Annotated in this window: 14 protein-coding genes; 10 read left to right on the top strand and 4 right to left on the bottom strand. The window is 39.1% G+C overall.

Annotated features, from left to right (window positions below):
- Nucleotides 1–17 precede the first annotated feature (17 nt).
- The 5 genes from M2419_RS17170 (at nt 18) to M2419_RS17150 (ending at nt 9,279) form a co-directional block, all read left to right on the top strand.
- Complete coding sequence (locus M2419_RS17170) at nt 18–1,580, top strand: RagB/SusD family nutrient uptake outer membrane protein (RefSeq protein WP_153844288.1); 1,563 nt, start codon at nt 18–20, stop codon at nt 1,578–1,580.
- Between the two features lie 482 nt (nt 1,581–2,062).
- Entirely contained in the window at nt 2,063–5,119 is a 3,057-nt protein-coding gene (locus M2419_RS17165; RefSeq protein WP_227550055.1) for a SusC/RagA family TonB-linked outer membrane protein, read from the top strand.
- 11 nt (nt 5,120–5,130) lie between these two features.
- Complete coding sequence (locus M2419_RS17160) at nt 5,131–6,777, top strand: RagB/SusD family nutrient uptake outer membrane protein (protein WP_153844287.1); 1,647 nt, start codon at nt 5,131–5,133, stop codon at nt 6,775–6,777.
- Nucleotides 6,778–6,833: 56 nt separating this feature from the next.
- Nucleotides 6,834–8,000, top strand: a complete 1,167-nt coding sequence (locus M2419_RS17155; RefSeq protein ID WP_159727373.1) for a glycoside hydrolase family 76 protein — start codon at nt 6,834–6,836, stop codon at nt 7,998–8,000.
- Between the two features lie 385 nt (nt 8,001–8,385).
- The gene (locus M2419_RS17150; protein WP_153844285.1) at nt 8,386–9,279 is read left to right on the top strand and encodes an alkaline phosphatase; all 894 of its coding nucleotides are present in this window, start codon (nt 8,386–8,388) and stop codon (nt 9,277–9,279) included.
- 69 nt (nt 9,280–9,348) lie between these two features.
- Here M2419_RS17150 and nrdF read toward each other — a convergent pair whose 3' ends face one another.
- The 4 genes from nrdF to M2419_RS17130 all read right to left on the bottom strand — a co-directional run bounded on the left by nrdF (nt 9,349) and on the right by M2419_RS17130 (nt 13,208).
- Nucleotides 9,349–10,335, bottom strand: coding sequence for a class 1b ribonucleoside-diphosphate reductase subunit beta (nrdF, locus tag M2419_RS17145; RefSeq protein ID WP_070570180.1), 987 nt, complete (start codon nt 10,333–10,335; stop codon nt 9,349–9,351).
- A 132-nt stretch (nt 10,336–10,467) separates the two neighbouring features.
- Nucleotides 10,468–12,573, bottom strand: a complete 2,106-nt coding sequence (gene nrdE / locus M2419_RS17140) for a class 1b ribonucleoside-diphosphate reductase subunit alpha (RefSeq protein WP_153844284.1) — start codon at nt 12,571–12,573, stop codon at nt 10,468–10,470.
- Entirely contained in the window at nt 12,533–12,940 is a 408-nt protein-coding gene (nrdI, locus tag M2419_RS17135; RefSeq protein ID WP_053003630.1) for a class Ib ribonucleoside-diphosphate reductase assembly flavoprotein NrdI, read from the bottom strand. Before nrdI ends, nrdE begins: the two co-directional genes overlap by 41 nt.
- Nucleotides 12,941–12,974: 34 nt before the next feature.
- Entirely contained in the window at nt 12,975–13,208 is a 234-nt protein-coding gene (locus tag M2419_RS17130) for a co-chaperone YbbN (protein WP_046673718.1), read from the bottom strand.
- A 461-nt stretch (nt 13,209–13,669) separates the two neighbouring features.
- Between M2419_RS17130 and M2419_RS17125 the strand changes: the two genes are divergently transcribed.
- The 5 genes from M2419_RS17125 to M2419_RS17105 all read left to right on the top strand — a co-directional run bounded on the left by M2419_RS17125 (nt 13,670) and on the right by M2419_RS17105 (nt 24,295).
- Nucleotides 13,670–16,072 (top strand): prolyl oligopeptidase family serine peptidase, encoded by a 2,403-nt coding sequence (locus M2419_RS17125; protein ID WP_159727371.1) that lies wholly within the window; start codon nt 13,670–13,672, stop codon nt 16,070–16,072.
- Between the two features lie 229 nt (nt 16,073–16,301).
- Complete coding sequence (locus M2419_RS17120) at nt 16,302–17,171, top strand: AraC family transcriptional regulator (protein WP_159727369.1); 870 nt, start codon at nt 16,302–16,304, stop codon at nt 17,169–17,171.
- 469 nt (nt 17,172–17,640) lie between these two features.
- Nucleotides 17,641–20,655, top strand: coding sequence for a TonB-dependent receptor (locus tag M2419_RS17115; RefSeq protein WP_159727367.1), 3,015 nt, complete (start codon nt 17,641–17,643; stop codon nt 20,653–20,655).
- Between the two features lie 51 nt (nt 20,656–20,706).
- The gene (locus M2419_RS17110; protein ID WP_159727365.1) at nt 20,707–22,332 is read left to right on the top strand and encodes a RagB/SusD family nutrient uptake outer membrane protein; all 1,626 of its coding nucleotides are present in this window, start codon (nt 20,707–20,709) and stop codon (nt 22,330–22,332) included.
- Between the two features lie 142 nt (nt 22,333–22,474).
- Entirely contained in the window at nt 22,475–24,295 is a 1,821-nt protein-coding gene (locus tag M2419_RS17105; protein ID WP_228280112.1) for an aryl-sulfate sulfotransferase, read from the top strand.
- Nucleotides 24,296–24,306 lie beyond the last annotated feature (11 nt).

Below are 24,306 nucleotides of genomic sequence, written 5' to 3'. Positions count from 1 at the left end.
TCATAGAATTTAAAAAGATGAAGACTAAATTAATCATGTTGTTATTAGCCGGAATGGCATTGACAACATCCTGTAATAAATTTTTGGAAGAAAATCCGGGCTCAAACTTATCGTTAATAAGTTATTATCAGAATGAAGGACAGGCCGAAGCAACTGTAAATTCACTTTATCGTCGCGGGGCGCCAATACGTTATTCTTCTACCGGTTCTTACCTTGGATCTACAGCCTCGATCAATACTATTTTGACTGGATATTTTACAAATAGCTACGAAGGACAAGAACGTGTTAGTTTATTCGCCCGTGAATTGACGCGACAACAAAATACAAATATCATCTCGCCAACGATGAATACGATCTGGGATGAAGGTTTTAAAGCGATTAATATTGCCAATGCAGGTATAAAGTACATTCCAGAAATAAGTATGCCAAATGAGGCAAAGAAAAATACGTTGTTGGCAGAGGCAAAATTCTTTAGAGCTTATAACTACTTTTACCTTGTCAAAACATTCGGGGCACTCCCGTTGTATACGCTCCCTAACGAAAACTTGACTGATCCACTTTACATAGAGCGTACAGATGCTGCGAAAATATATGAGTTGATCGAGCAAGATTTAAAGAGTGCGGTTGAAGTATTGCCTGCAAAAAAATTCGCAGAGAATGGGCATCGCATTACTAAATATGCAGCAGCAATGCTCTTAGCTGATGTTTATTTGCAAGAGGGAAAATACGCAGATGCGGCAACAGCAGCTAAAATTGTGGTGAATTCTCCGCATAAGATGACTGAAAATATTGATCTTGAGCAGAGTAGTGCATATAACTTACTGCGTAAGACTGATGACTTAGATGAGGTTATATATGCACAGGAGTTTGATGAAACTATTAATAATAGTGGTGCGCGAACAGCGACTGCTTTTAGTTCTTCGGCAGTTTCTGTATTTACTACTTATTCGATATTTGAGCGTGTTTTTGGCCCTACTAAGCAGTTTTTGAATGTTTATGATAAAAAAGATTTGAGGATTAAACCAAATCAGTTCTACCATTGGTCATATACAAATCCGATTAACGGTAAAACATGGACATCTACAGATGCAGGAATATGGTATTATGTGGATGAACAGGCATTGTTGACAACAGGGAGGGGTACAAAAGACTGGAATTTTTACCGCTATCCCGAGGCATTATTGACTGCCGCTGAGAGTATTGCTAAATCAACGGGTGTAAGTGCGGAAGCAGCGGGTTATTTAGCGAAGGTCAAAGCTCGTGCTAATACAGAAGGAAAATCAGTTTCTGCTTATACGGCCGAATTGCAAACATTATCAGCAGAAAATTTTGTGAAAGAATGCTGGAAAGAGCGTCTCCGCGAGTTCCCATTGGAATTTAAAATGTGGGACGATATTGTTAGAACTAAAATGTTCCCTGTTATTTCTACAACAGAAGCTGGAAAAGTAGATTTTGTTCCATTGATTGGTGCAAAGAATGGCTCTGGAGCAACATTTAAAGAATCCGACTTATTATGGCCTATTTCTCCTGATGAGATACAGCGTAATAATAAACTGACTCAGAATCCAGGATACCAATAGACATAACTAATATAAGATAAAGGGTATTCAATCTACCCTTTATCTTATCAATGTATAAAAATAGGGCTTGTGAATATTCATGAGTTCTTTTTTATGGGATATAAGTTGCTTTTTAACTGAATTTCATAAAAACAATAATTCTAAATTATTTTTGATTTAAAATTAAAAATACCTATCTTAACGATCGAATCATACACTTGAACTAAATAATAAACCAAAGAAGGAAATCCAACGTATATTTAAAAAATAGCTTCCATTTTTTTTACTTTCTTAGCAAAACCGATTTTGCTGATATAGGATGGCGATTTTGAATCACGTGCCGATACTCAATTAATATTTAATACTAAATGTTTCCGATATAATGATGTGTATTGAATAACACAATAATCACTGTTTTCGGCAACTATTATAAATAATAATAAATAAAAATGCCTTTGCCAATAAGCTAAATCGTTTTATATACTAATCACCATAATAAAAATATGAGCAAAATTGATTTAAAAACAGTTGTGCGATTAAAAGGAGAATCTAAGCTATTCTTATCTTTGATTTTTATCGCAGGAGCAATGCAGCATGCGCAGGCTACTGTCTCTTCTCAAAGGATGTTAAGCAACTCTTTTCTAACGGAATCGAAAAAGCCCCAACAACAAATTAAGGGAAAAGTCTTGAATGCTGATGGAAAGCCAATTTCAAGTGTAAACATCACTGTTAAAGGAACATCGAAGGGGACACAGTCAGATGTGTCAGGTAATTTTTCTTTGGATGCTAAACAGGGAGACGTGTTGGTTGTCTCTTCTATTGGTTACAAAGCGAAAGAAGTTACAGTTTCTGGCGATACCATTTCTGTTCAATTGGAAGAAGACCAAAGTCAGTTGGAAGAGGTTGTAGTTGTCGGTTATGGTACGCAAAAAATAAGGGAAGTTACTTCTTCAGTAGCCCATGTAAGTGCAGACCAATTTCGTCAAAGCGGCGCGAGAAACCCGTTGGATCTCATTCAAGGAAAGGTCGCGGGATTGCAGGTGTCTAGAAGTGGGTCAAATCCTAATTCAGGTGTAGCGACTCAATTGCGGGGCGCGATTTCTGTCACTGGTAGTGCCAGTCCATTGTTTGTTATTGATGGGATACCTGGAGGTAATCCGGATCTACTACAACAAGATGATATTGAGTCTATAGATGTGCTGAAAGATGGATCCGGAGCTGCGATTTATGGAACAAGCGCCAATGCCGGTGTCATTCTGATTACGACAAAAAGGGGAAAACCTGGTAAATCGGTATTCAACTATTCCAGTTATTTTCGCAAAGATTTTGTCTATAATAGACCTGATTTTTTAACTCCACAAGAGTTTAGGGATAAGATTGCATCTGGTGAGCTAAAACAAACTGATTTTGGCCATTCTACCGATTTTTTTGATGAATTGATTAATAAAGATAATTTTTCACAAAATCATAACCTTTCACTGTCTGGAGGTAATGAATCAACTACCTATCGTGGAAGTGTCAATTTCCGAAATTTGGAAGGTATTGCAAAGGAAAATTCAAGAAAGGAATATACAGTGAGAACGAGTATAAACCAGAAGGGCTTTAACGATCGTTTGAATTTTCTCCTCAATATCGCTACCAATACGAACAATGCGAACTTGTTAGGCGGTGGTGGCTGGGAAAGTGAAGCTACGAAAAATCCGACGCTCTCAAATTATAACGATGATGGATCTTTTCGTTATGACCGAACGAGTACAAATGAATTTGCTCGATTGTTTACTGAAACAAGTTATCGGAAACAACAGACATCTTCTTTAGACGGAAAAGCAGATTTAAATATAATTGAGGGATTAAAGGCCAGTGTTTTTGGGTCGGTACAACGTAATTCCTATACAGATGGTGCTTATAGAGCGCTCAATAGTGAAGCATCTTTAGAAGATCAAGACTATCCGGGTGGGGGATATGCTTCCAAATCCAATCTATTGAATGAAAAATATGCATTTGAACCGACACTTCAATATAACACTACCGTTGCCGAAAAACATGCAATCACAGCATTAGCAGGATATAGTTATCGTTATGAGAAAGACGAGGGACAAAGTGCAGACAATAGGGGATTTATAAATAATAATTTCCATGAAGATAATTTGTCGGAAGGACAAGCGCTTCGGGATGGACGTGCTAATATGGACAGCTATAAGAATGACAATACTTTGATCGCCTTTTTTGGCCGGGTAAATTATACCTACGCGGATAAGTACATGGCTCAGTTTATTCTAAGGCGTGAAGGTTCGTCTAAATTTGGAGCAAATAACAAATGGGGGAGTTTTCCGGCAGTATCAGTGGGATGGAACATCAGCAATGAAGATTTTATGAAAGATATCGGTTTTATAAATAATTTAAAATTACGTGCAGGTTATGGCGAAACGGGAAATACGGGCTTTGCTAATAATGCCTCTCGATTAACTTTGGGGGGAGGAGGAAAATATCTGTTCCCTGATGAGTCCTACCGAGAAACCTACGGACCCGACCGTAATCCGAATCCAAACTTGCGGTGGGAGACGAAGAAGGAAACAAATATCGGTGTTGATTTCACAATGTTGAGCAATAAGCTTTCAGGTTCAATTGATGTTTTTCAACGAAAAACTGTTGATCTTTTGGATACATATACTACCCCACAGCCTCCTTATATAAGAAATAATATATATTCCAATGTAGGTACACTTTCTTCAAAGGGTATTGAGCTAGCGCTTAGCTATCGTGCTATAGATCGTGAGAATTTTAAGTGGAACATGGATTTTACAGCTAGTACGCTAAAAAATGTTTTAGATAGTTATTCGAATGATATATTTAAAGTAAAATATAAAACATTTGGTGAAATCGGCGGAGCAGGAGCATTGGGCGATGCATTCACAACGTACGAAGGGCACAAGATCGGTGAATTTTTTGGTAAACGATTTGCCGGATTTGATGATGAAGGAAAATGGCTTTTTTATAACCGAAATGGCGAAGCTGTGCACAATGATGCAATTAATAATTCAAGAGATGATTTGAATTCTTCTGATTTAGCGGTAATAGGAAATGCAGTCCCCAAATATTATATTTCCTGGACGAATAATTTTTCCTATAAGAATTTTGATCTGAGAATTTTTATGCGGGGTAAATTCGATTATGATATCTTAAATACAACGGCACTTTCTTATGGCAATAAGGTCTGGTCAGAGAATCTTTTGAGAGATGCTTTCACCAAATATAAAGATATTAATGATACCTATATGTATTCTGATTACTATTTGGAAAGTGGTAGTCACTTAAAAATTGATGAAGTTACATTGGGATATCGATTTAAATTGAAAAGTAACACTTGGGTGAATAATGTGCGCATATATTTGACGGCTCAAAATCTGGCAACAATAACAGGGTATTCAGGGAATGATCCTGATTTTGTATTGGATACGGGGCTGGGTAATGAAGTAAATGGACAACGTTTAGGTATTGATAGTAGAGGACCTTATCCCAATACGAGATCGTTTTTGTTTGGTGTAAATTTTGGTTTTTAATAGATAGTATTATGAAAAATATTGTTAAGATTTTATTTTTAGCTTGCGTAATTAATGCATCAAGTTGTACAAATTTAGATGAAAACGCTTATGATATCATTGTAGCGGACGATTTTTATAAAAATAAGAATGAGGTTATATCAGCTGTATTGCGTCCATACACGCATGCAAATGCGTGGATATCACCGTCAGGGCAGGATGGATGGTGGCGGCCAGCAGAATTATCCGCAGATCAATTGGCCTGGCCGACCAAAGGGCGGCATGGAGAAGATGGAGGCAAATGGAAAAGGCTGCATTATCATACTTGGACAGTAGATGAAGGTGGGTTAAACAACGCATGGGTATTGATGTATTGGGGAGTAGGTTTGTGTAATAGCCCCATTGATATTCTCGAAAAATCTGACGTGGCTCGCATGGGGATAACAGATGCTGAAAAGAATGAGTTTATTGCTGAACTAAAGCTTTTACGGGCATTACATTATCTAAAGCTAATGGATTTATTCGGCAATATTCCAATAACTACCAAAGCCCCGAGTTCAGCAGAGGAGCCCTTGCCTCTACCTTCTTCTACAAAAGAGGTTTTTGAATTTATTGAAAAGGAAATTTTAGATAACATTGGTTCAGCCCCTAAATTAACAAAAAGTATGCTGGGAAGAGTCTCTCAGGCTTCAGGCTATGCAATGCTCGTTGAACTATATTTGAATGCTGAAAGATGGTCTGGTCAACCGCGATGGGACGATTGTATTGCGGCAGCTGATAAATTGATATCGGGCGCTGGAGGAGGTTTGAATGGTGCCATGGCATTAGATCCAAATTTAACAGATTCCTATGTGCCGACCAATGACATGTCTAAGGAAACTATTTTTTCAATTGCCTACGATTATCAGACAGCAGACTTTGAACCTGGATTTCCAGGGGAATTTTATCATTTTGTACAAAGCGAGATCTATGGTGGGGGAAGAACTGGCAATAACGGTATTGTGTTAATTCCGGGTGTTTTCGATCAATATAACGAAAAAGATTTGCGAAAAAAAGAATGGTTTTTAAGCGGACCTATGGTTAAGTTTGTGGACGGTAAAATTGTGCAAGGTTCGGAGGAATACAAAGGAGAACAGCTTGTTTTTGTTGATTATATTCGAAGGGCTAAGACTGGAGGTACGTCTTCTACAATGAGCGATGGAGAAGAGAATAGTGGTATCCGATTTAATAAATATAAGCTTGGTAACTCTGTAGAGGGTACTGTCAACGGTGTTAAAATACCTGCGAATGCAAATTACAACAATACGGATTGGAACGTCTATCGTCTAAGCTGGATTTATTTTGCGAAAGCCGAGGCATTGATGCGAAAAAATGGAGGACGCCCTTCACAAGAAGCTGTCGATTTGATTAATAGTTGTAAAAAGAGAGCCTTTTCTGATACAGACTGGAGTGAAGCAAAGTATACCACCAGCACACTGACACTTGACGAGCTCTTGGCAGAGCGAGGACGTGAATTTATTTTTGAAGGATTTAGAAGGGAGGATTTAATCCGCTTCGGCAAATTTCATACAGCAACTTGGTGGGATCATAAACCTTCTTCTGACAGCAAAACAGTGTATCCAATACCTCAGCAACAGATATCGATGAATCCCAATTTAAAACAAAACCCTGGTTATTAATGTTCAGGAATAGTAGATGCCGACAGGGGTGTCTACTATTCTTTTACCTAAAACACATGAAAAGATATTTTACGTTGTTTCTCTTGAACTTTATTGGTGCAACCTTATTTGCACAAAAAAATAATTTTCAAAACTATGCTATCCAAACTTTAGATAGCATCTATAGCAAGTTTGGAAATACCAAGAATCAGCTCTTGGCTGAAAAATATCCCTTTGATGAAAACTTCAAAGCTGATTATCTGGATAATAATCAACAGGCAGCGCAGCAAAAGAAATATGCTTACCTATGGCCTTTCTCGGGTAGTTTCTCAGCTGTAAATGCCTTGATGGAATTGCCAAAAACAAAAAAGGCATTTCAGTTCATACTCGACAAAAAAGTCCTGATGGGATTACAGGAATATAGGGATGAAAGTAGGTCGCCTATTGGCTATGCTTCTTATTTAAATACAGCTCCTCCCTCGGATCGTTTTTATGACGATAATATCTGGTTGGGTATCGATTTTACAGATAGCTATATCCATACAAAGAAAACAAACTACCTGACTTCAGCCAAAGAGATCTGGAATTTTGTAAAGAGTGGGGAGGATGATAAATTAGGCGGTGGCGTTTATTGGTGTGAACAGAAAAAGGAATCTAAAAATACGTGTTCGAATGCACCAGCAAGTGTATTTGCACTGAAGTTATTTATGGCAACCAATGATAGGTACTATCTGCAAGAAGGGGAGCGTCTTTATGAATGGACAAAAAGAAATCTTCAGGATCCCGAAGATAAGTTATATTGGGACAATATGCAGCTCAATGGAAACATTGGAAAAGCTAAGTTTTCGTACAACGCCGGACAAATGTTACAGGCAGCTGCATTGCTTTATAAGTTAACGAAAAATAAACGGTACCTCGAGGAGGCACAACAGCTGGCTGAGGCATGTTTCGGCTATTTTTTCGAAACGAAGGAGAAATTGGATTTTCCAAAATTGAAAAATAGCAATTTGTGGTTTCATGCTGTCATGATGCGTGGTTACATAGAGCTCGCTTTAGTGAACGGTGACCAAAAGTACCTCACAGTGTTTGCGAAGAATCTTGAATTTGCCTGGCAGCATATGCGCGATAAAGAAGGATTATTTAGTGCAGACTGGACCCTGAAAGATCAACATAAATCGAAATGGCTGCTCGATCAATGTGCTTTTGTCGAAATGTATGCACGGTTGGCAAAAGCTGGGTATTAAAATCGATGTAAAACGGTATAAGGTTAAGACGCTGAAAATAATTTTTCAGCGTCTTTTTTTTGTTCTGTAACATATTGGTTAGAGAGATTAAATAATGTTTACTTAACATAATAGACGCTGTAAAATTTCTATTTTTGAGGTAGGTCAACTTATTACCAGCGTGACTTGTAAAATATGATCGATAAACCTTGATCTAGCATGTGAACGATTCATTGGATAGGCGGGAACATCAGGTTATCTATTCTGGATACAAGAAAGCTTGAGGAGGTTGCGTACTGATTGAATACCAAGTTATTTTATTATGAAACCATCATGATTTATTCAATCACATTAGGGAATGAATAAATCTGATAGCTTCATCGCAATTGAAAAAAAAATTATACAGATGAAAATTAAAAATCTATTATTACCATTGATCGTACTGGGGCTATCCACAAGTGCTGTATCGGCACAGAGCAAAAAGATCAAACACATTGTTTTAGTTGGTTTTGACGGTTTTGGAGCTTATGCTTTACCAAAAGCGGAAATGCCAAATCTTAAAAAGATGATGCAGGAGGGGACATATAGTACACATGTACGTACCGTATTACCTTCCTCTAGTGCTGTAAACTGGGCTTCCATGATTATGGGCGCTGGTCCTACCGCGCATGGATATACAGAATGGGATAGCAAGACACCCGAGATCCCTTCTACAACCAAAACAGCAAACGGAATGTTTCCTTCCTTATTTAATGCTGTTGCCAGCAAAAATCCCAAGGCGCAGTTTGCTGTGGTACATAGTTGGCCGGGTATAGGCTATTTGATCGACAACAAAGTCGTGCAAAAGGTCATTAACACTAAGGATGATGATGAAGCGGCTTTGAGTACCACCGTGGATATCATAAAAAAGGAGAAACCGACGATTACTTTTGTGCATTTCGACCAACCTGATGGTGTAGGCCATAATATCGGGCACAATACACCGGAATACTATGCTGAACTAAAACAGGTCGACAGACGTATTGGTACCTTACAGCAAGCTGTAAAAGATGCAGGAATTGCAGACGAAACAATTTTTGTTATTGCTGCGGATCACGGCGGTACAGGAAAAGGACACGGTGGTAAATCGCTGGCCGAGGTGGAGATTCCCTGGGTAATGACCGGACCTGGTGTGCCAAAAGGAAAAGAAATCAAGGAAACTTTGATGATTTATGATATCGCGCCTACGTTAACATGGTTGCTTGGTGCACCGCTTGATGCCGCTTGGCGCGGACAGGCGATCAAAGCATTCCAACAATAGTCGTTGCCCGTCAAACAAAAAGCCCCAAAGAATTTTCTTTGGGGCTTTTTGTTTGACGAACCGTCAATATTATATATCTACGACCACATCCATTTTGAAGTCATCATCTTTTAGATGGACAATTTCCGTTGCTTTTTCGTAGTTAGTTGATTTCTTAGAGAAGAAGTCATGTTGTGTCGTTTCAGTATTCAAACCATTCAATACGATTGGGTTGACTTGTTTTACTTCGAAGATCGGATCAAAGCCCAAATTCATCAATGCTTTGTTGGCATTGTAACGAACATATTCTTTTACCTCTGCAGTTAAGCCAACTTCAGTATAGATCTCTTCTGTATATTTCAGCTCATTTTCATACAAATTGTAAAGCAAGGCCAAGAAACGAGCTTTTACCTGATCTTGATTTTTTAATTTTTTGAATTGATCTTGGGCTATTAATCCAACGAATACACCATGAATTGATTCGTCTGCGATAATTTTCTTAATGATATCGGCAGAAGCAACCATTTCACCTTGTCCACATAACCATAACGGCAAGAAGAATCCAGAATAGAATAAGAATGACTCCAATAATACGGATGCAGCCATCGCCATATAAATCTCTTCGTCCGAAGCATCTTCTTTATCGATCGCACGGTAGTAGCCATCAATCGTTTCTGCTTTGTATTGAAGATATTTATTTTGTTGAACCCATTCGAAAATGTCGTTTATTTCGGCGGTTGTAGAAACTGTCGTGAAAATAGTGGAATACGATTTTGCATGGATAGCTTCCATCATACACATATACGACAATACAGCTTTATTCTGTAATGTATCGATATGATCGATGATTTTAGGCATACCAGTATGGCTTTGAAGGGTATCCAATAGGGTTAATCCTCCTAAAGCTTTTTTATACGCATCTTTCATTTCTGGACTGATACGTTTCCAGCTATCGATATCTTTTGAAGGAATGTATTCCGTATCGATCCAGAATTGACGGATATTTTGTTCCCAGAACATCAATACATAATCGTTCTCAGGGGTATTCCAGTTGACAGCTTTATATGTTTTACTCATTTTTAGTTTAAAGTATTAGGCATTTATTATCACGTATTTGGATTGTTGATTTTAGATAAGCCAAAAGCCGCCAATGGCGTAGGCAACTTTTGACTTTCTCCCATTATATATCCAAATACTAAAATCTCAAAATTAAGCTGAACAAGAGACACATTCGTCGATGGTCGATTTTCTTGTCCGTGTATAATAAAGGGATTTCAATCCCAATTTATGTGCATAGATATAATATCTAGACAAATCTCTTGTCGAATCCTTTGAGTTTGTATGCAAAATTGTAGACACACCCTGATCAATATGGCGTTGGATAACCGAGATCAATTTTAAGACCTTGAATTGATCCATATCATAAGCCGATTTGAAATAGAAATAATTATCGTTTGTCAAGTATGGCATTGGATAGTAAGTTGTACTATCTCCATACTCACGTACCTCAATGATATCTACGATTGGCATGACTGATGCGGTTGCATTCATGATATACGAAGTCGATTGATTTGGAGCAATAGCCAAACGGTAAGCATGGTAAATACCATGTTCTTTGATTTTTGCTTTTAATTCCAACCAATCTTCTACTGTTGGAATATGTATTCCTTCAAATAACTCCGTTACCTTAGCTGTTTTAGGTATGTAATCGCGGTTTATGTAATTGTTGAAATACGTGCCATCGGCATAGGCTGATTTTTCAAATCCAACAAATGTTTTACCACGTTCTTTGGCAATTTCCATCGATGCTTCCAATGAATAATAGTTCATCATCATAAAGAAGGTATTGGCAAAATCCAGCGCCTCGTTAGATTCATACATGATGAAGCTTTTTGCAAGGTAACCATGGAGGTTCATTGCACCAAGCCCTACAGAATGTAACTCACGGTTTGCTTTTGCAATAGATGGAACCATATCGATATTGGTCACGTCTGTAACGACAGTCAAAGCACGCATAGCCGTTTTTACGGTCTCTTTGATACGTTTGTTGTCCATTACAGTCGCAATATTTAAGGAGCCTAAGTTACAGGAGATACCATAACGGATCGTATCCTGTTTACCATAGATCTCAATATCGGATACTTGAGATACTTGCATGATTTCAGTACACAAGTTCGAGAATTTCACTTGACCGATTTCATTCAATGCATGGGCACGGTTGGTGTTCTCTTTGAAGAAAATATAAGGATATCCTGATTCTTTTTGTGTCTGTGCAATTTTAACTAAAAGGTGACGGGCATTGATTTTTTTCTTTTTCACGTTTGGATTCGTGATCAATTCGTCGTACATCTTGTCCATATCCATCTCATCCAAGAATTGTCCATACTCTTGCATCACCGTATGTGGGTAGATCAAATAGCAAGGTTCATCTTTTTCTGCCAATTCCATGAATTTATCAGGAACGATGATACCGATCGACAATGATTTGATACGTACTTTTTCGTCAACGTTGATTTTTTTACAATCTAAAAATTCTTCGATGTCAGAGTGGAAAATATTGAGGTATACTGCACCAGCACCCGGACGTTGTCCCAACTGGTTAGCATATGAAAATGTATCTTCCATAATCTTCATGATTGGAAGTACACCGCCGGCACGGCCTTCAACACCTTTGATAGCTTCTCCGCGAGCACGGATTTTAGAGATATTGAACGATACACCACCACCGATAGAAGACAACTTCATTGCGGAATCAACAGCATAACCGATACCGTTTAAGTTGTCGCCGATTTCATCCAAGAAACAAGATACCAATTCACCCGAGCGTTTCTTTCCTGCATTTAAGAATGTAGGTGTCGCTGGCTGATATTCTTGATTGATCATGATTTCTGCGTACTCAATTGCTTTTTGAACACCCTCTTCTCTTGCCAAGAACAAGGAAACAGCAACTACACGGTCTTCATAACGCTCTAAAAACTTCTCGCCAGAGTCATCACGTAAAGCGTAGCTCTGGAAGAATTTAAATGCCGCCATAAAAGATTCGAAACGGAATTTCTTCGCATACACATAGTTGAATACCGTTTCCATTTCTTCAAATGTAAACCATTGGTAAAAGTCAATATAATAGTTGTTTTCTACCAAATAGTCTATTTTTTCTTTTAATGTATAAAAGAACACTGTGTTCTTATTTACATATTCCAAGAAATATGCACGAACCGCTTCCTTATCTTTATGTAAGCTGAATTCGTCATCATGCTTAATCATGATTTCATTATTAAGCAATATCCAGTTTTTTGCTACTTCGTTTGCTACCATCGCAAAAGTTCTTTAAGATGTCAATAAATTGATTAATATCTTCCATTGTTCCGGACAGTTCAAATTTGAACGCCAGTGGAATGTCGAAATCCTGTGAAATGCGATCAGCTGCTAGACCAAAATTCGGTCCCCAGTTGCGGTTGCCACTGGAAGTAACAGAATAGATATTTTTTGCTTCGCGTTTCATGAATTCTTTTGTGTTTTCGGGCACCTGTCCAAAATTTGTGGTGAAAGTGACCAAATGACCAGGGTCTTTTACCGTTAAATCGGCGGTGATCTTATGAATTTGCCAACCCGTTATCTGAGCTACTTTATCCATAAAACGTTGTACGTTCCCCGTTCTAGAATCATAATAAATGTGTATCATGTCACTGTTTCATTTTAATGATACGCTGAATTTATTAAAGTGCAATGGCCGCCAATTCCTCTGGTTTAAAGCCAATGATACGGTGTTGAATCTCTTCATTTTCCAACACAATTACCGTAGGAACTGTGCGGATTTTGAATCTTGCGGCCAAGTCTGGTTCATCAAAAGGATTAACCGTTTCATATTGGATACCTTTTTGATCCAAATAAGCCGATACTTGTGCACAAGGAGCACAATCGTTTTTCTCAAATTTGATAATTCTTGCCATGTTTACTTGTTTATTTTTTTATTCCAATCTTTATAGAAAAACTCGGTACGGAGTTAATGGTATCAATTTTAATCGGGGAGACCAGATTTAAGGTGCATCTGGCCATTTAAAATAGACAATTCATCAAAAAGAAAAGTCTGTGTTTCGATACTTAAAAACTTCGTTGAGTTGCCAATTCTTTCATTAGCTTAACAAATATCTTATATTTTCTTTCGATGCGGTAGTTTGACTTTTCCACATTTTGGGTAAAAGTTTGTCAGAGAATGCGTTTGCTGCAGATTAGTGTTTGTAAGTTGTTGATTATCTTGATTTTTCAAATGTGGATAACTTTAAATTAGTAAATTTTACCACTATTTTACAAATGATTTAAGTTTAATTTTAGTGTCATAAAAAAGCTACAAAGCTTGCTTTTTTATGAAAATTTTATTACTTTATTTTGCCCTAATTTGAAAAATAAATTTATGAAGAAACTATTCTATGGTCTCTTGCTTCTAGTGTCGCTACAGACGCAAGCGCAGGAAAACATTACCTTTCAAAAACCCTCTACTGAAATTTTGGCCTTAGCCGATTATGTGCGCCCCCCTCAGATAAAGATTTCAAGCGATAGAAATTGGATGTTATTTACGTTCCGGCCTACGTATAAAAGCCTGGCGGACTTAGGCCAGGAAGAAATGAAACTGGCGGGATTGCGGATTAATCCTAAAACGAACATGGAAAGTTCGACAATCTTTTTCGATAAGATTGCCTTGAAAAAAATAGGACAAAATATGGAATTTTCCGACTTCACGGGGATGCCCGAAAAAGCGGCGATGGCCAATTTTGTGTTCTCTCCAGACAATAAGCGTTTGGCATTTAGCAATACAAATGAAAGCGGAACAGCCTTATTTGTCATTGATCTTGCAACGCGAAATGTCAAACAGTTGACTGCTTACAATTTGAACGGAACATTGACAGCACCATTTCAGTGGCTGAGAAATTCTTCCGGTTTACTGATTACAAGCCTGCCAAAGGATAGGGCTACACTGTTGGATCCTTCAAAAGATTTGCCAACAGGACCTATTGTCTCAACAAGTGATGGGAAGATATCCCAATTGAGAACATACCAAGACCTGCTTAAAAATCCGCAGGACGAAGTGAATTTTGAAACATTGGTGCAATCCAACCTTGAACTTGTAGACCTAGACGGTAAGATTTCTCCCTTTAAAGATAAAGCCATTTATACGGGGATCAGTTTCTCTCCGGATGGTGAGTATGTGATGATCACGACGATCACAAAACCTTATTCCTATGTAGTTCCGGTCTCGTCTTTTCCACAGCAGGTTCATATTTATGATCGGTCGGGCAAGGAAATAGCGCTGGTGAATGAGACAGCCTTGACAGAGGTAATGCCGAAAGGTTTTTCGTCGACACGATCGGGAAAACGTGCCTGGCATTGGCGGAGTGATCAGCCAGCTACGTTGGCTTATGTAGAAGCCTTGGATGGCGGGGATGCGAACAAACCTGCGGAGTTTCGTGATGCCTTATATACTTTATCTTACCCCTACAATGGTGCGGGAAAGCTTATTTTTAAAATCAAAGACCGTTATGCTGGTGTAACATGGGGGAATGATAAATATGCATTGATCAATTCGCAATGGTATGATACGAGAAATGCAAAAACTTTTGTGGTGAATCCTTCCTCGGGAGAATCTAAACTATTGCATGACCGGAATAGTCAGGACGTCTATAATGATCCGGGAGATGTGTATATGGAAAAAAATAGTTTAGGCACTTATTCGATGTATATAGATAAGGATAAAACGCTGTTTGTAGGTAAGGGTTTTACTAAAAATGGTGAGTTTCCTTTTGTGGATGAGCTTGATCTGCATTCATTGAAGAAAAAACGCATCTACACTGCTCCAGCATCTGAACTGCAGGAACGTATCACCCAACTAGTGAACCCTAAAACTGGGGATCTGTTGATTTCGCTTCAGTCAGCATCGATTTATCCGAATTATTTCATGAAAAATATGAAATCGGGGAAACAGGTGACGCTCACCACGTTGGAAAACCCGTTTAAATCTTTGGAAAAAGTTCATAAAGAGATTTTAAAGTACAAGCGCAAGGATGGAGTCGAACTTTCCGGAACATTATATTTACCTGCCGGTTATGATTTTACGAAGAAAGAGAAGTTGCCTCTGCTAATGTGGGCTTATCCACGGGAATATAAGGACAAGAATACAGCCGGACAAAGTACGGCGAATCCGAAGGAGTTTACCTTCCCAAGTTATGGATCTTTTATCTACTGGGTATCGAAGGGGTATGCTGTATTGGATAATGCGGCCTTCCCTATTGTTGGAGAGGGAACAAAAGAACCTAATGATACCTTTATTGAACAACTTGTGGCAAATGCCGAAGCTGCAATTGATGCGGTAGATCATTTGGGTTATATCGATCGGAAAAAAGTTGCTGTGGGTGGGCATTCCTATGGTGCGTTTATGACAGCACATCTGTTGTCCAATTCAAAATTGTTTGCCGCAGGAATAGCGCGTTCTGGAGCATACAATCGGACCTTAACACCATTTGGTTTTCAGAGTGAACAACGCAACTTCTGGGATGATCCAGCCTTGTATATGACGATGTCTCCATTTGTGAGTGCTGATCGGATGAAAACCCCACTTTTGTTGATTCATGGCGGAGCCGATAATAATCCCGGAACATTCACCCTGCAGACAGAACGCTATTTCCAGGCCCTGAAAAACTTGGGGGCACCTGTGCGAATGGTTATTTTACCACGTGAAGCGCATGGTTATGTTGCCAAGGAAAATATCTTCCACTTACTTTGGGAACAGGATCAATTTTTGGAAAAATACCTTAAAAAATAAGGTGAAAATCAAAACGAATATAAAAGGTTGCCGTAAAAGGCAACCTTTTTTGTTGCTCAAGTTTCGCTTAGATGGATCGATATGCTTCACTTGATCTGCGTTAACCTGATTTGGATACCCCGAAGTTAGGGCTCAACTTTGGCAGGCCGGCAAATGTGCTGAAGTACCAATGGATTATACATATTATTTTTTTAAGTTTGGGTAATTTACTGGAGGGGAAAATCCAATTATGAGACCTGATATATTTAGAGAGAAATCGCCATTATCTTCCGATGACTGCTTTGTGGTCTTCGATCGGAGAAAATCTTCTTTTACGTTTCCTGTACATATTCACCCAGAATATGAGCTCAATTATGTTGAGGGGGCAGTGGGGGCACAACGTATCATTGGCAACTCGATAGAGTCTATTGGCGAGCGGGATCTGGTACTCATTGCAAGTCCTGAGCTTGAACACGCTTGGAAAGATGGCGATTGCCAATCGAATGATATTCATGAGATCACGATTCAGTTTCACCCTTCGTTAATTGAACAGTATCTGGATAAAAAGCAGTTTGCAAGTATACAGCAGTTATTATCCAAAGCTTCACGTGGTGTAGTTTTTGGTAAAGAAACAGTAGATCGGGTATTACCGCTGTTACGCATACTGACTTTGGAAAGGGATGGATTCTATTCGGTTATGAAACTTTTGGTGTTGCTGTACGAATTGTCCAAGGGTGAAGATATCCGTGTATTATCTACTGCGACCAATACAGTGCTGAGCAATAGCGAATTGATGATGGGACGATTGCAGGAATATATCGTTACCCATGTAAATAGAGAATTGAGCCTTCCTATGGTTGCCGCGGTGATGAACATGAGCAAATCAACATTTTCCCGTTTTCTGAAATCGACTACAGGGATGAATTTTACCGATTATCTGCTCGATTTTCGGATCAATATGGCTGTGCGACTACTGAAAGAAGAGACCTTGATTGCCGATATTGTCGAACAATGTGGCTTTAACAGCGTTTCGTATTTCTATCGTGTATTTAAAAAGAAAAAGGACCTCACTCCCGTCGAGTATAGAAATAGTCTCCGCAAGCAACAGATGATCATCTAATTTTTTCTTTTTCCATTTCTCTTTTTTAGATAAACGAAAGATCTATATACGTCTATCTAAATAAAGTCAACTATTCTGTGAATATGGGGGCGTTTCAACGCTATTTAATTATTGATTACCCCTGTTCCTCTTGCTAGATAATTCAATACAAGTGAGTCTAAAGTTCAATAAAGCGACCTTTCTTTGTTTTTAATGTACTGTTTTTTAATTATTTACGGTATTGTTCTGTTGCCTCATTTTTTTTCCTATTTTATTGTCATTTCTATTTTGCGCAATCGTTTGTGTTGACATTTTTGTGTTTTTCCCAGGAGAAATATGAATGAAAAGTACAATACAAATGAGTTGATCTTGCTATTTACGGCTTCTCCTTTTCTCTAATTTCGTCAAACAAACCGATATAAGAATACCAATTAAGTATAGACATATTATACAAACCATCTATTTATTGTAAACCTTAAATACACACAATATGAGAAAAACAGCTTTACTACTCTTACTTTCCACTTATGGGAGCTTAGCCTTTGCACAGCAATCCCAAAAGGTGAGGGGCAAAGTCCTCGATGCGGATAATAAGCCAGTGGCAGGAGCTACGGTCAATATCAAGGGCAGCGCCAGCGGAACGAAAACAGATGCCGATGGTTCTTTTACACTTGATGTTGCGAAAGGCAAAACCTTAAAAATTACCTACGTGGGGATGAAGGAGCAAGAGGTGCTTGTCAATGATGAATCAATCTATAGTGTTGTACTTCAGTCGGGTACGGAATTAGATGAAGTTGTGGTGATCGGCTATGGTACGGTGAAAAAAAGTGATTTGACTGGTGCAGTGGCATCCGTGACGGGCAAGGATCTACAATCTAATTTAGCTAAAAGTGCTTCAGGAGCATTGCAAGGTCGTATTGCTGGTGTGAGTGTGTCAAACGCAGGTGGAAGTCCAGGTTCTGGTATGAGTATTAATATTCGTGGGCTAAGTTCGCTAGGTAATAATGCGCCGCTTTATGTAATAGATGGTGTATTCGGGGATATCAATATAGTTGATCCAAATGATATTGCCTCATTGGAAGTATTGAAAGATGCGTCAGCAGCTGCGATCTATGGGTCAAGGGCAGCAAATGGTGTCGTTATCATTACGACTAAAGGTGGTAAAAGGTCCTCTCCGGCAACTCTTGGGATAAATGCTTATACAGGTATTCAGAGTCTTCCAAAAAAAATGGATTTGATGGATGGACCACAATGGAAAAAATTCCAAAAAGATAATGGCTATTTACCTACTCAAGCAGAAAGCTTCAATGCGAATACAGATTGGCAGGATGAGGTATTTGACACTGCTCCAGTGAATAAGGTGAATTTGGATATTGCTGGTGGAGGAGAGCGGTCTACCTATAATGTGTCTGCAGGTTATTTGGATCAGCGAGGGATTTTGAAGACAACCGGGTATAAAGCTTTCAATATACGGACAAAGAATACGTTTAGTTTTTTCAATGACCATGTTCGTGTGGGGAACACATTTTTGATGAAATCAGGCGACCGTAAATTTTCTGATCTAACAATTACAGATATTTTACGTCAAAATGCGCTGCTTCCCGTATATGATTCAAGTGTTAGAGGAGGATATGCTACTTATGCTCCTTGGATGAAGAATCTCGAAAACCCAGTTGGTTATTTAAATCTATACAATAAACATGTCTATCAAACGGATTTCATGTTGAATGGTTACGCCGAGGTAGACTTGTTCCTGAAAGGTTTAAAATATAAATTAAATGTGGGGGTGAATAGGACAACCGGAAGAAATTATAATAAAAATGATGCTTATACCTATGGCGCAGATTTACGTAAATCTTCTTTAAGTGAAAGTGCCTTTTTTAATAACCAATGGCTTGTTGAAAATACCTTACATTATGATAATACTTTCGACAAACATACTATTTCAGTTTTGGCAGGATATTCAGCACAAGAGAATACCAATAGAGGATTTGGAGCCAGTCGAAACAGCCTTCCTTTAGGAACGGATGCGATTGATGCAGCTTCTCCGGCAGAACAGACAACTTCAGGAAGTTTAAATGAGTCCGCGTTGATATCTCAATTTGGTCGTTTCATGTACAGCTATGATAGCCGCTATTTGTTGACGGCTTCATTGCGTCGTGATGGTTCTTCTAAATTCGCTGATGGTGCGAGATACGGTGTATTCCCTTCTGTTGCAGTAGGCTGGAATGTCATGAATGAAAAGTTCTTTGAATCGGCAAAAGGTACAATGAATGAACTTAAGCTGCGTGCTAGTTATGGTCGATTAGGTAATCAGGAGATTCCAAATTATACCACTCAGAGCATCACTTCATATGGTATAAACTATATCCAAGGAGGGGTTTGGTGGCAAGGTGCCAGCACTGGTATTAATTGGGTTTCTCCTCGAAATCTAACTTGGGAAGAAACAGCTACCAGCAATATTGGGGTTGATATGGCATTTATGCAAAATAAGTTGAATATCAGTGCTGATTATTATGTTCGTGAAACCAAAGATATTCTATTGGGGATCAATCAACCGCCGTCAGCTGGCTTAAAGGGAGCGCCTACATTGAATGCAGGAACGATTAGAAATAACGGATTTGAACTTTTAGCAACCTATAAAAATTCAATCGGAAATGTAAATTATAACATTGGTGTCAATGCTTCAAAGGTAAAAAATGAAGTGAAAGCCGTAACGGTTGGAAATGTACAGGAATTTGGTGGATATAACCCACAGGGCGAAGGGACAATCACCTGGGCTAAAGTTGGCTATCCAATTGGTGGTTTCTGGGTGATAAAAACCGATGGCCTTTTCCAATCTGATGCTGAAGCTCAGGCTTACAAATCTGCAAATGGAACGACAATCCAGCCAAATGCTAAAGGAGGAGATATAAAATTTGTGGATTATAACAACGATGGAAGAATAGACAACAATGACCGTCAATATGTAGGAAGTCCATTTCCAACATTAGCTTATGGGATCCGTGGTGGGTTAGATTATAAAGGCGTCGATTTTGCGTTTTTCTTTGATGGAATGTATGGCAACAAAATTTACAACTATACCAGAGCCCGTATGGAACAGACTAATGAAGTGAACAATCACTCGAGTAGTCTATTGGATTCGTGGACACCGAGCAATACAGATACGGATATTCCACGCTACAGCAGAGAGGATCAAAATGACAATAAACGCAGAGTGAGTGACCGCTGGATGGAAAGCGGTGCATTTTTCCGTCTTAAGACGATAGAATTGGGCTACACATTGCCATCACAATGGTTGAGCAAAGCGACATTGAAAAATGGAAGGATATTTTTGGCGGCGGACAACTTGTTTACCGTCACAAAATACAAAGGTTATACTCCGGATTTAGGGCAAAATAATGGCGATAATGGAACCCCTTCGGGCGTATTGACAGCGGGTACAGACCATGGTCGTTTTCCATTAGCAAGAACTATTATGTTTGGTATTCAGGCTAATTTTTAACGGCAAAGCCAATTTTTAGATCATAAATTTTATTTCTTAAATACGATATAGATGAAATCTTCAATAAAAAAATATACGACTGCAGCGACATTTCTTCTGTTATTGGGAAGTTGTAAGTCAGACTTTTTAGATCGAGTTAATCCTAATCTTCCTGTAGAGGAAACTTATTGGGCTCTTGAATCTGATGCTCAGGCGGCAATGCCTACAATTTATTCGCCGATACGTTCCCAAATGTCAGGATACTATGGTGCGTATGGCGGTTATCAAACAATGAATCGAGCGGATGATATGTGGTTCCTAACCGGAGAAGAACCTTTTACGTGGGAGTATGTTAATTTTTTAAACTCTCCAGGTACTGCAGAAAGTGATTTTGGTAGTTTATATACGGGGATTAATAGAGCCAATGTGTTTTTAAAGAATGTTCCTCGGGTTTCCATGGACGAAGGCAGAAAGAATGAGCTGATAGGTGAAGCGAGTTTCTTACGCGGTATGTATTATTTTCTATTAGCAGCTAATTATGGTGATGTACCATTGCGTTTGCTCCCTGCAGGAGATGATCCAGATGGTGTCAACAAAGCATCTTCTCCAGAAGCTGATGTATGGAAACAAGTTATTGCAGATTTTAAAGTCGCCAAAAATTATCTTCCTGTAACACGACCAGCTGCTGAGGCAGGGCGCGTGACTAAGGGGGCAGCGGTGGCCTATTTAGGTAAGGCTCTTGTTTATACTAAACAATATTCGGAAGCAGAGACAGAACTGAAAGCACTGTTGAGCGCCCCTTATACATACGATCTAGTTGCGGACTTTGATGATAATTTTAAAGAAACAACTAAATTAAATAAAGAGTCTGTGTGGGAATTGGTTTATGATAGTCGATTTGGTGGTGATGGAAACTGGGGCGTTGATTGTGCATCCTGTGCGATGGGATTTGTACTACCCAATTTCGCAGGGCCAGATGGTACTGGAGCTTGGTTCAAGTTAATGCCTGGGGCAGCTGTTGTTCGCGATTTTACCAGTGAAGAAAGACCGATTGGTGCAGATACAAAATTTGACAAAAGAATGTACACAAGTTTCTTTTGGAAATATTCAGACTATGAAACTGGCCTGACTGACGGAGCTTGGTTTGGTAACTTGTCATTTGACAAACTTTGGGATAATGCAAGTGCAAAAAGGCAACGTGGCGAGCCCGTTTTTCCGGCGGTTAATGGAAAACAAGGCCGTTTCTTAATCAAAAAGTATACTAATTTCTATAAAAATGTCGCTGGCGCCAATAGTATGTATGATGCATCAAATAGAAATAACAATCTTCGGGTATTTCGTTTTGCAGAAGTACTTTTGCTACATGCAGAAGCATGTGCTAAAAACGGAAATTTGGGTGGTGCAACATCTAGTTTAAAACGCATCAGAGATAGAGCAGGATTAGCCAATAAAACTTGGGCAAATGCTGATGCATTAATGAAGGAAATTATCAAGCAAAATGAACTGGAGTTTTTCTTCGAAGGACATCGTTTCTTTGACTTGAAACGTTGGTATACTCCTACAGAAATGAAGCAGGTTTTTGTGGATAATAAAAAACAAGGAGCCAATAATTTCCAACCCAAACATTATTATTTACCTATTCCTGAAGGGGAAATCAATACCAATACCAAGATTCAACAACATCCATTGTGGCGATAGGTCACTATAGTACTTCCGACAAGGTCGGAAGACACATAAAAATTTATTCTCGATTCCACAGTTGAGTGTTAGTTTTTTCCGGTAGGGGAGTAGATGCCTCTGCCGGAATACTTTTTGAAATTTCTTTTAAACAATAATATGTATGATTGCAGTACAACGGATGGGTAGATTTTTCACTACTTTGATTTTGCCACTTATATGCTTTGTTCTGTTATTTTTTTCCTGTAAGAAAGATCGGGAAACAACGAATGAATTATCTTCCAAGCTGGCATTGACATCCAAAATTGATGCTGGAGAATTGTTGCTTGATGTCAATCAGCATACACTAGAGTATGTTTTCAACTTTGAGAAGGGAGCCGTAAATGTCCCCGTAAAAGATATTCTCAAGATAACTTCTGATCTGGCACATTGGCGTACAAAACTCTCCTTTAGCGACGGGTCGGAGGTGGAGGTACCTACCAAAGGTACTTCGCTCGATTTTATTGTTGAAAATATTAAACTCGATCCTTCGGGTTATAATCCACTGTCGGCCATGGTAAATGTATGGTTACCGACCTATGGTCGAGTACGGGTGACTGTGCATGGTAAGCATGGCAAATTGGGTGCCATTACGCATTTATGTAACGATGATACACCACGTCAAAACGTACCGATATTAGGCTTATATGCCGATTATGATAATGTGGTCGATCTTGCTTTTACTGACCGGGAAGGCAACGAGCGCGGTAGCACAACGATACATATTGTCACACAAGCTATAACAGTACAAGACTTTCCCCAATGGAAGATTGTCAAGGGGCAAACCGAGAAAATGGAGCCTGGGATCAATTTGGTGAGTTATCCTGGTCAGAGTGAATTAGATACTTCTTTACCTTATATGATTGATAACGAGGGGGAATTGCGTTGGTTGTTGCTGTTGAAAAAATCGCCTGATTTACAGAAGTTTTCCGGATCGATAGGCCTTAAGCGGACCAAAAAAGGGACCTTTATTTCCGGTGATCAGTCGCAACAACGTGTTGTTGAAATTGATCTCTTTGGAAACTTGGTCAATCAATGGGATCTAGCAAAACTTGGCTATGGATTTCACCATGAGGTTAGTGAAGCTGCCAATGGTAATTTCTTGATCAATGTAACCAAAGTTGCGGCACGTTTAAATAATGGCGAACCGCGTATTAACGACTTTATCATCGAATTGAATCCACAAACAGGTGTCTTAGTTAATGAATGGGATCTTGCCAAGCAACTGGATACAACGCGTTATATCAAGCCCGATGGTATTACGCCACCGGCCTTCTCGCAGAGTCCAAATAATTGGGCACATAATAATTCAATTACAGAAATTGGCGAAGATTTATTGGCCACGGCACGTTATCAGGGGATTTTCAGTTTTAATCATTCGGGAGTGACGCAATGGATTATATCGCCCCATAAAAATTGGGGAGCCAAATATCAGACCTTGTTGCTTAAGCCAATTGCCGAAGATGGCACTGCAATTACAGACCCAGCAGTGATCAATGGAGATGCTGCGGTTGCAGGTTTTGATTGGCCTTGGGGGCCACATACACCTGTCGCGTTGAGTAAGGATCGTATTTTGGTTTTTGACAATGGGTATAACCGGCAATGGAAATCAAATTTTGCTCCCGGGGTGAAAAGCTTTAGCAGGGTAGTGGAATATAAGGTTGACCTGACCAATAGAACGGTACAGCAAGTATGGTCTTATGGAAAAGATCGTGGCACGCAAGGCTTTTCACAGGCCATATCGGGCGTACAATATTTGGGGCAAACTGGACATGTTTTATTTTGTCCGGGTATGGGGGTAGCAACTTCTATTGGTTTGGGCGGACGTGTTGTGGAGATTGATCCGAAAACAAAAGAAGTGATATTTGATCTTGAGGTCGCTACTGGTAGCGGTACGGCATTCCATCGTGTGACCCGTATGCCGCTTTATCCCGAAAACTTGTAAAGTAACTATTT

Origin of the sequence: Sphingobacterium sp. BIGb0116 (assembly GCF_024808035.1) — a bacterium.
Lineage (GTDB): Bacteria > Bacteroidota > Bacteroidia > Sphingobacteriales > Sphingobacteriaceae > Sphingobacterium > Sphingobacterium paramultivorum.
The sequence above is the reverse complement of the archived record's forward strand: the minus strand, read 5'-3'. Positions and strand labels throughout refer to the sequence as shown.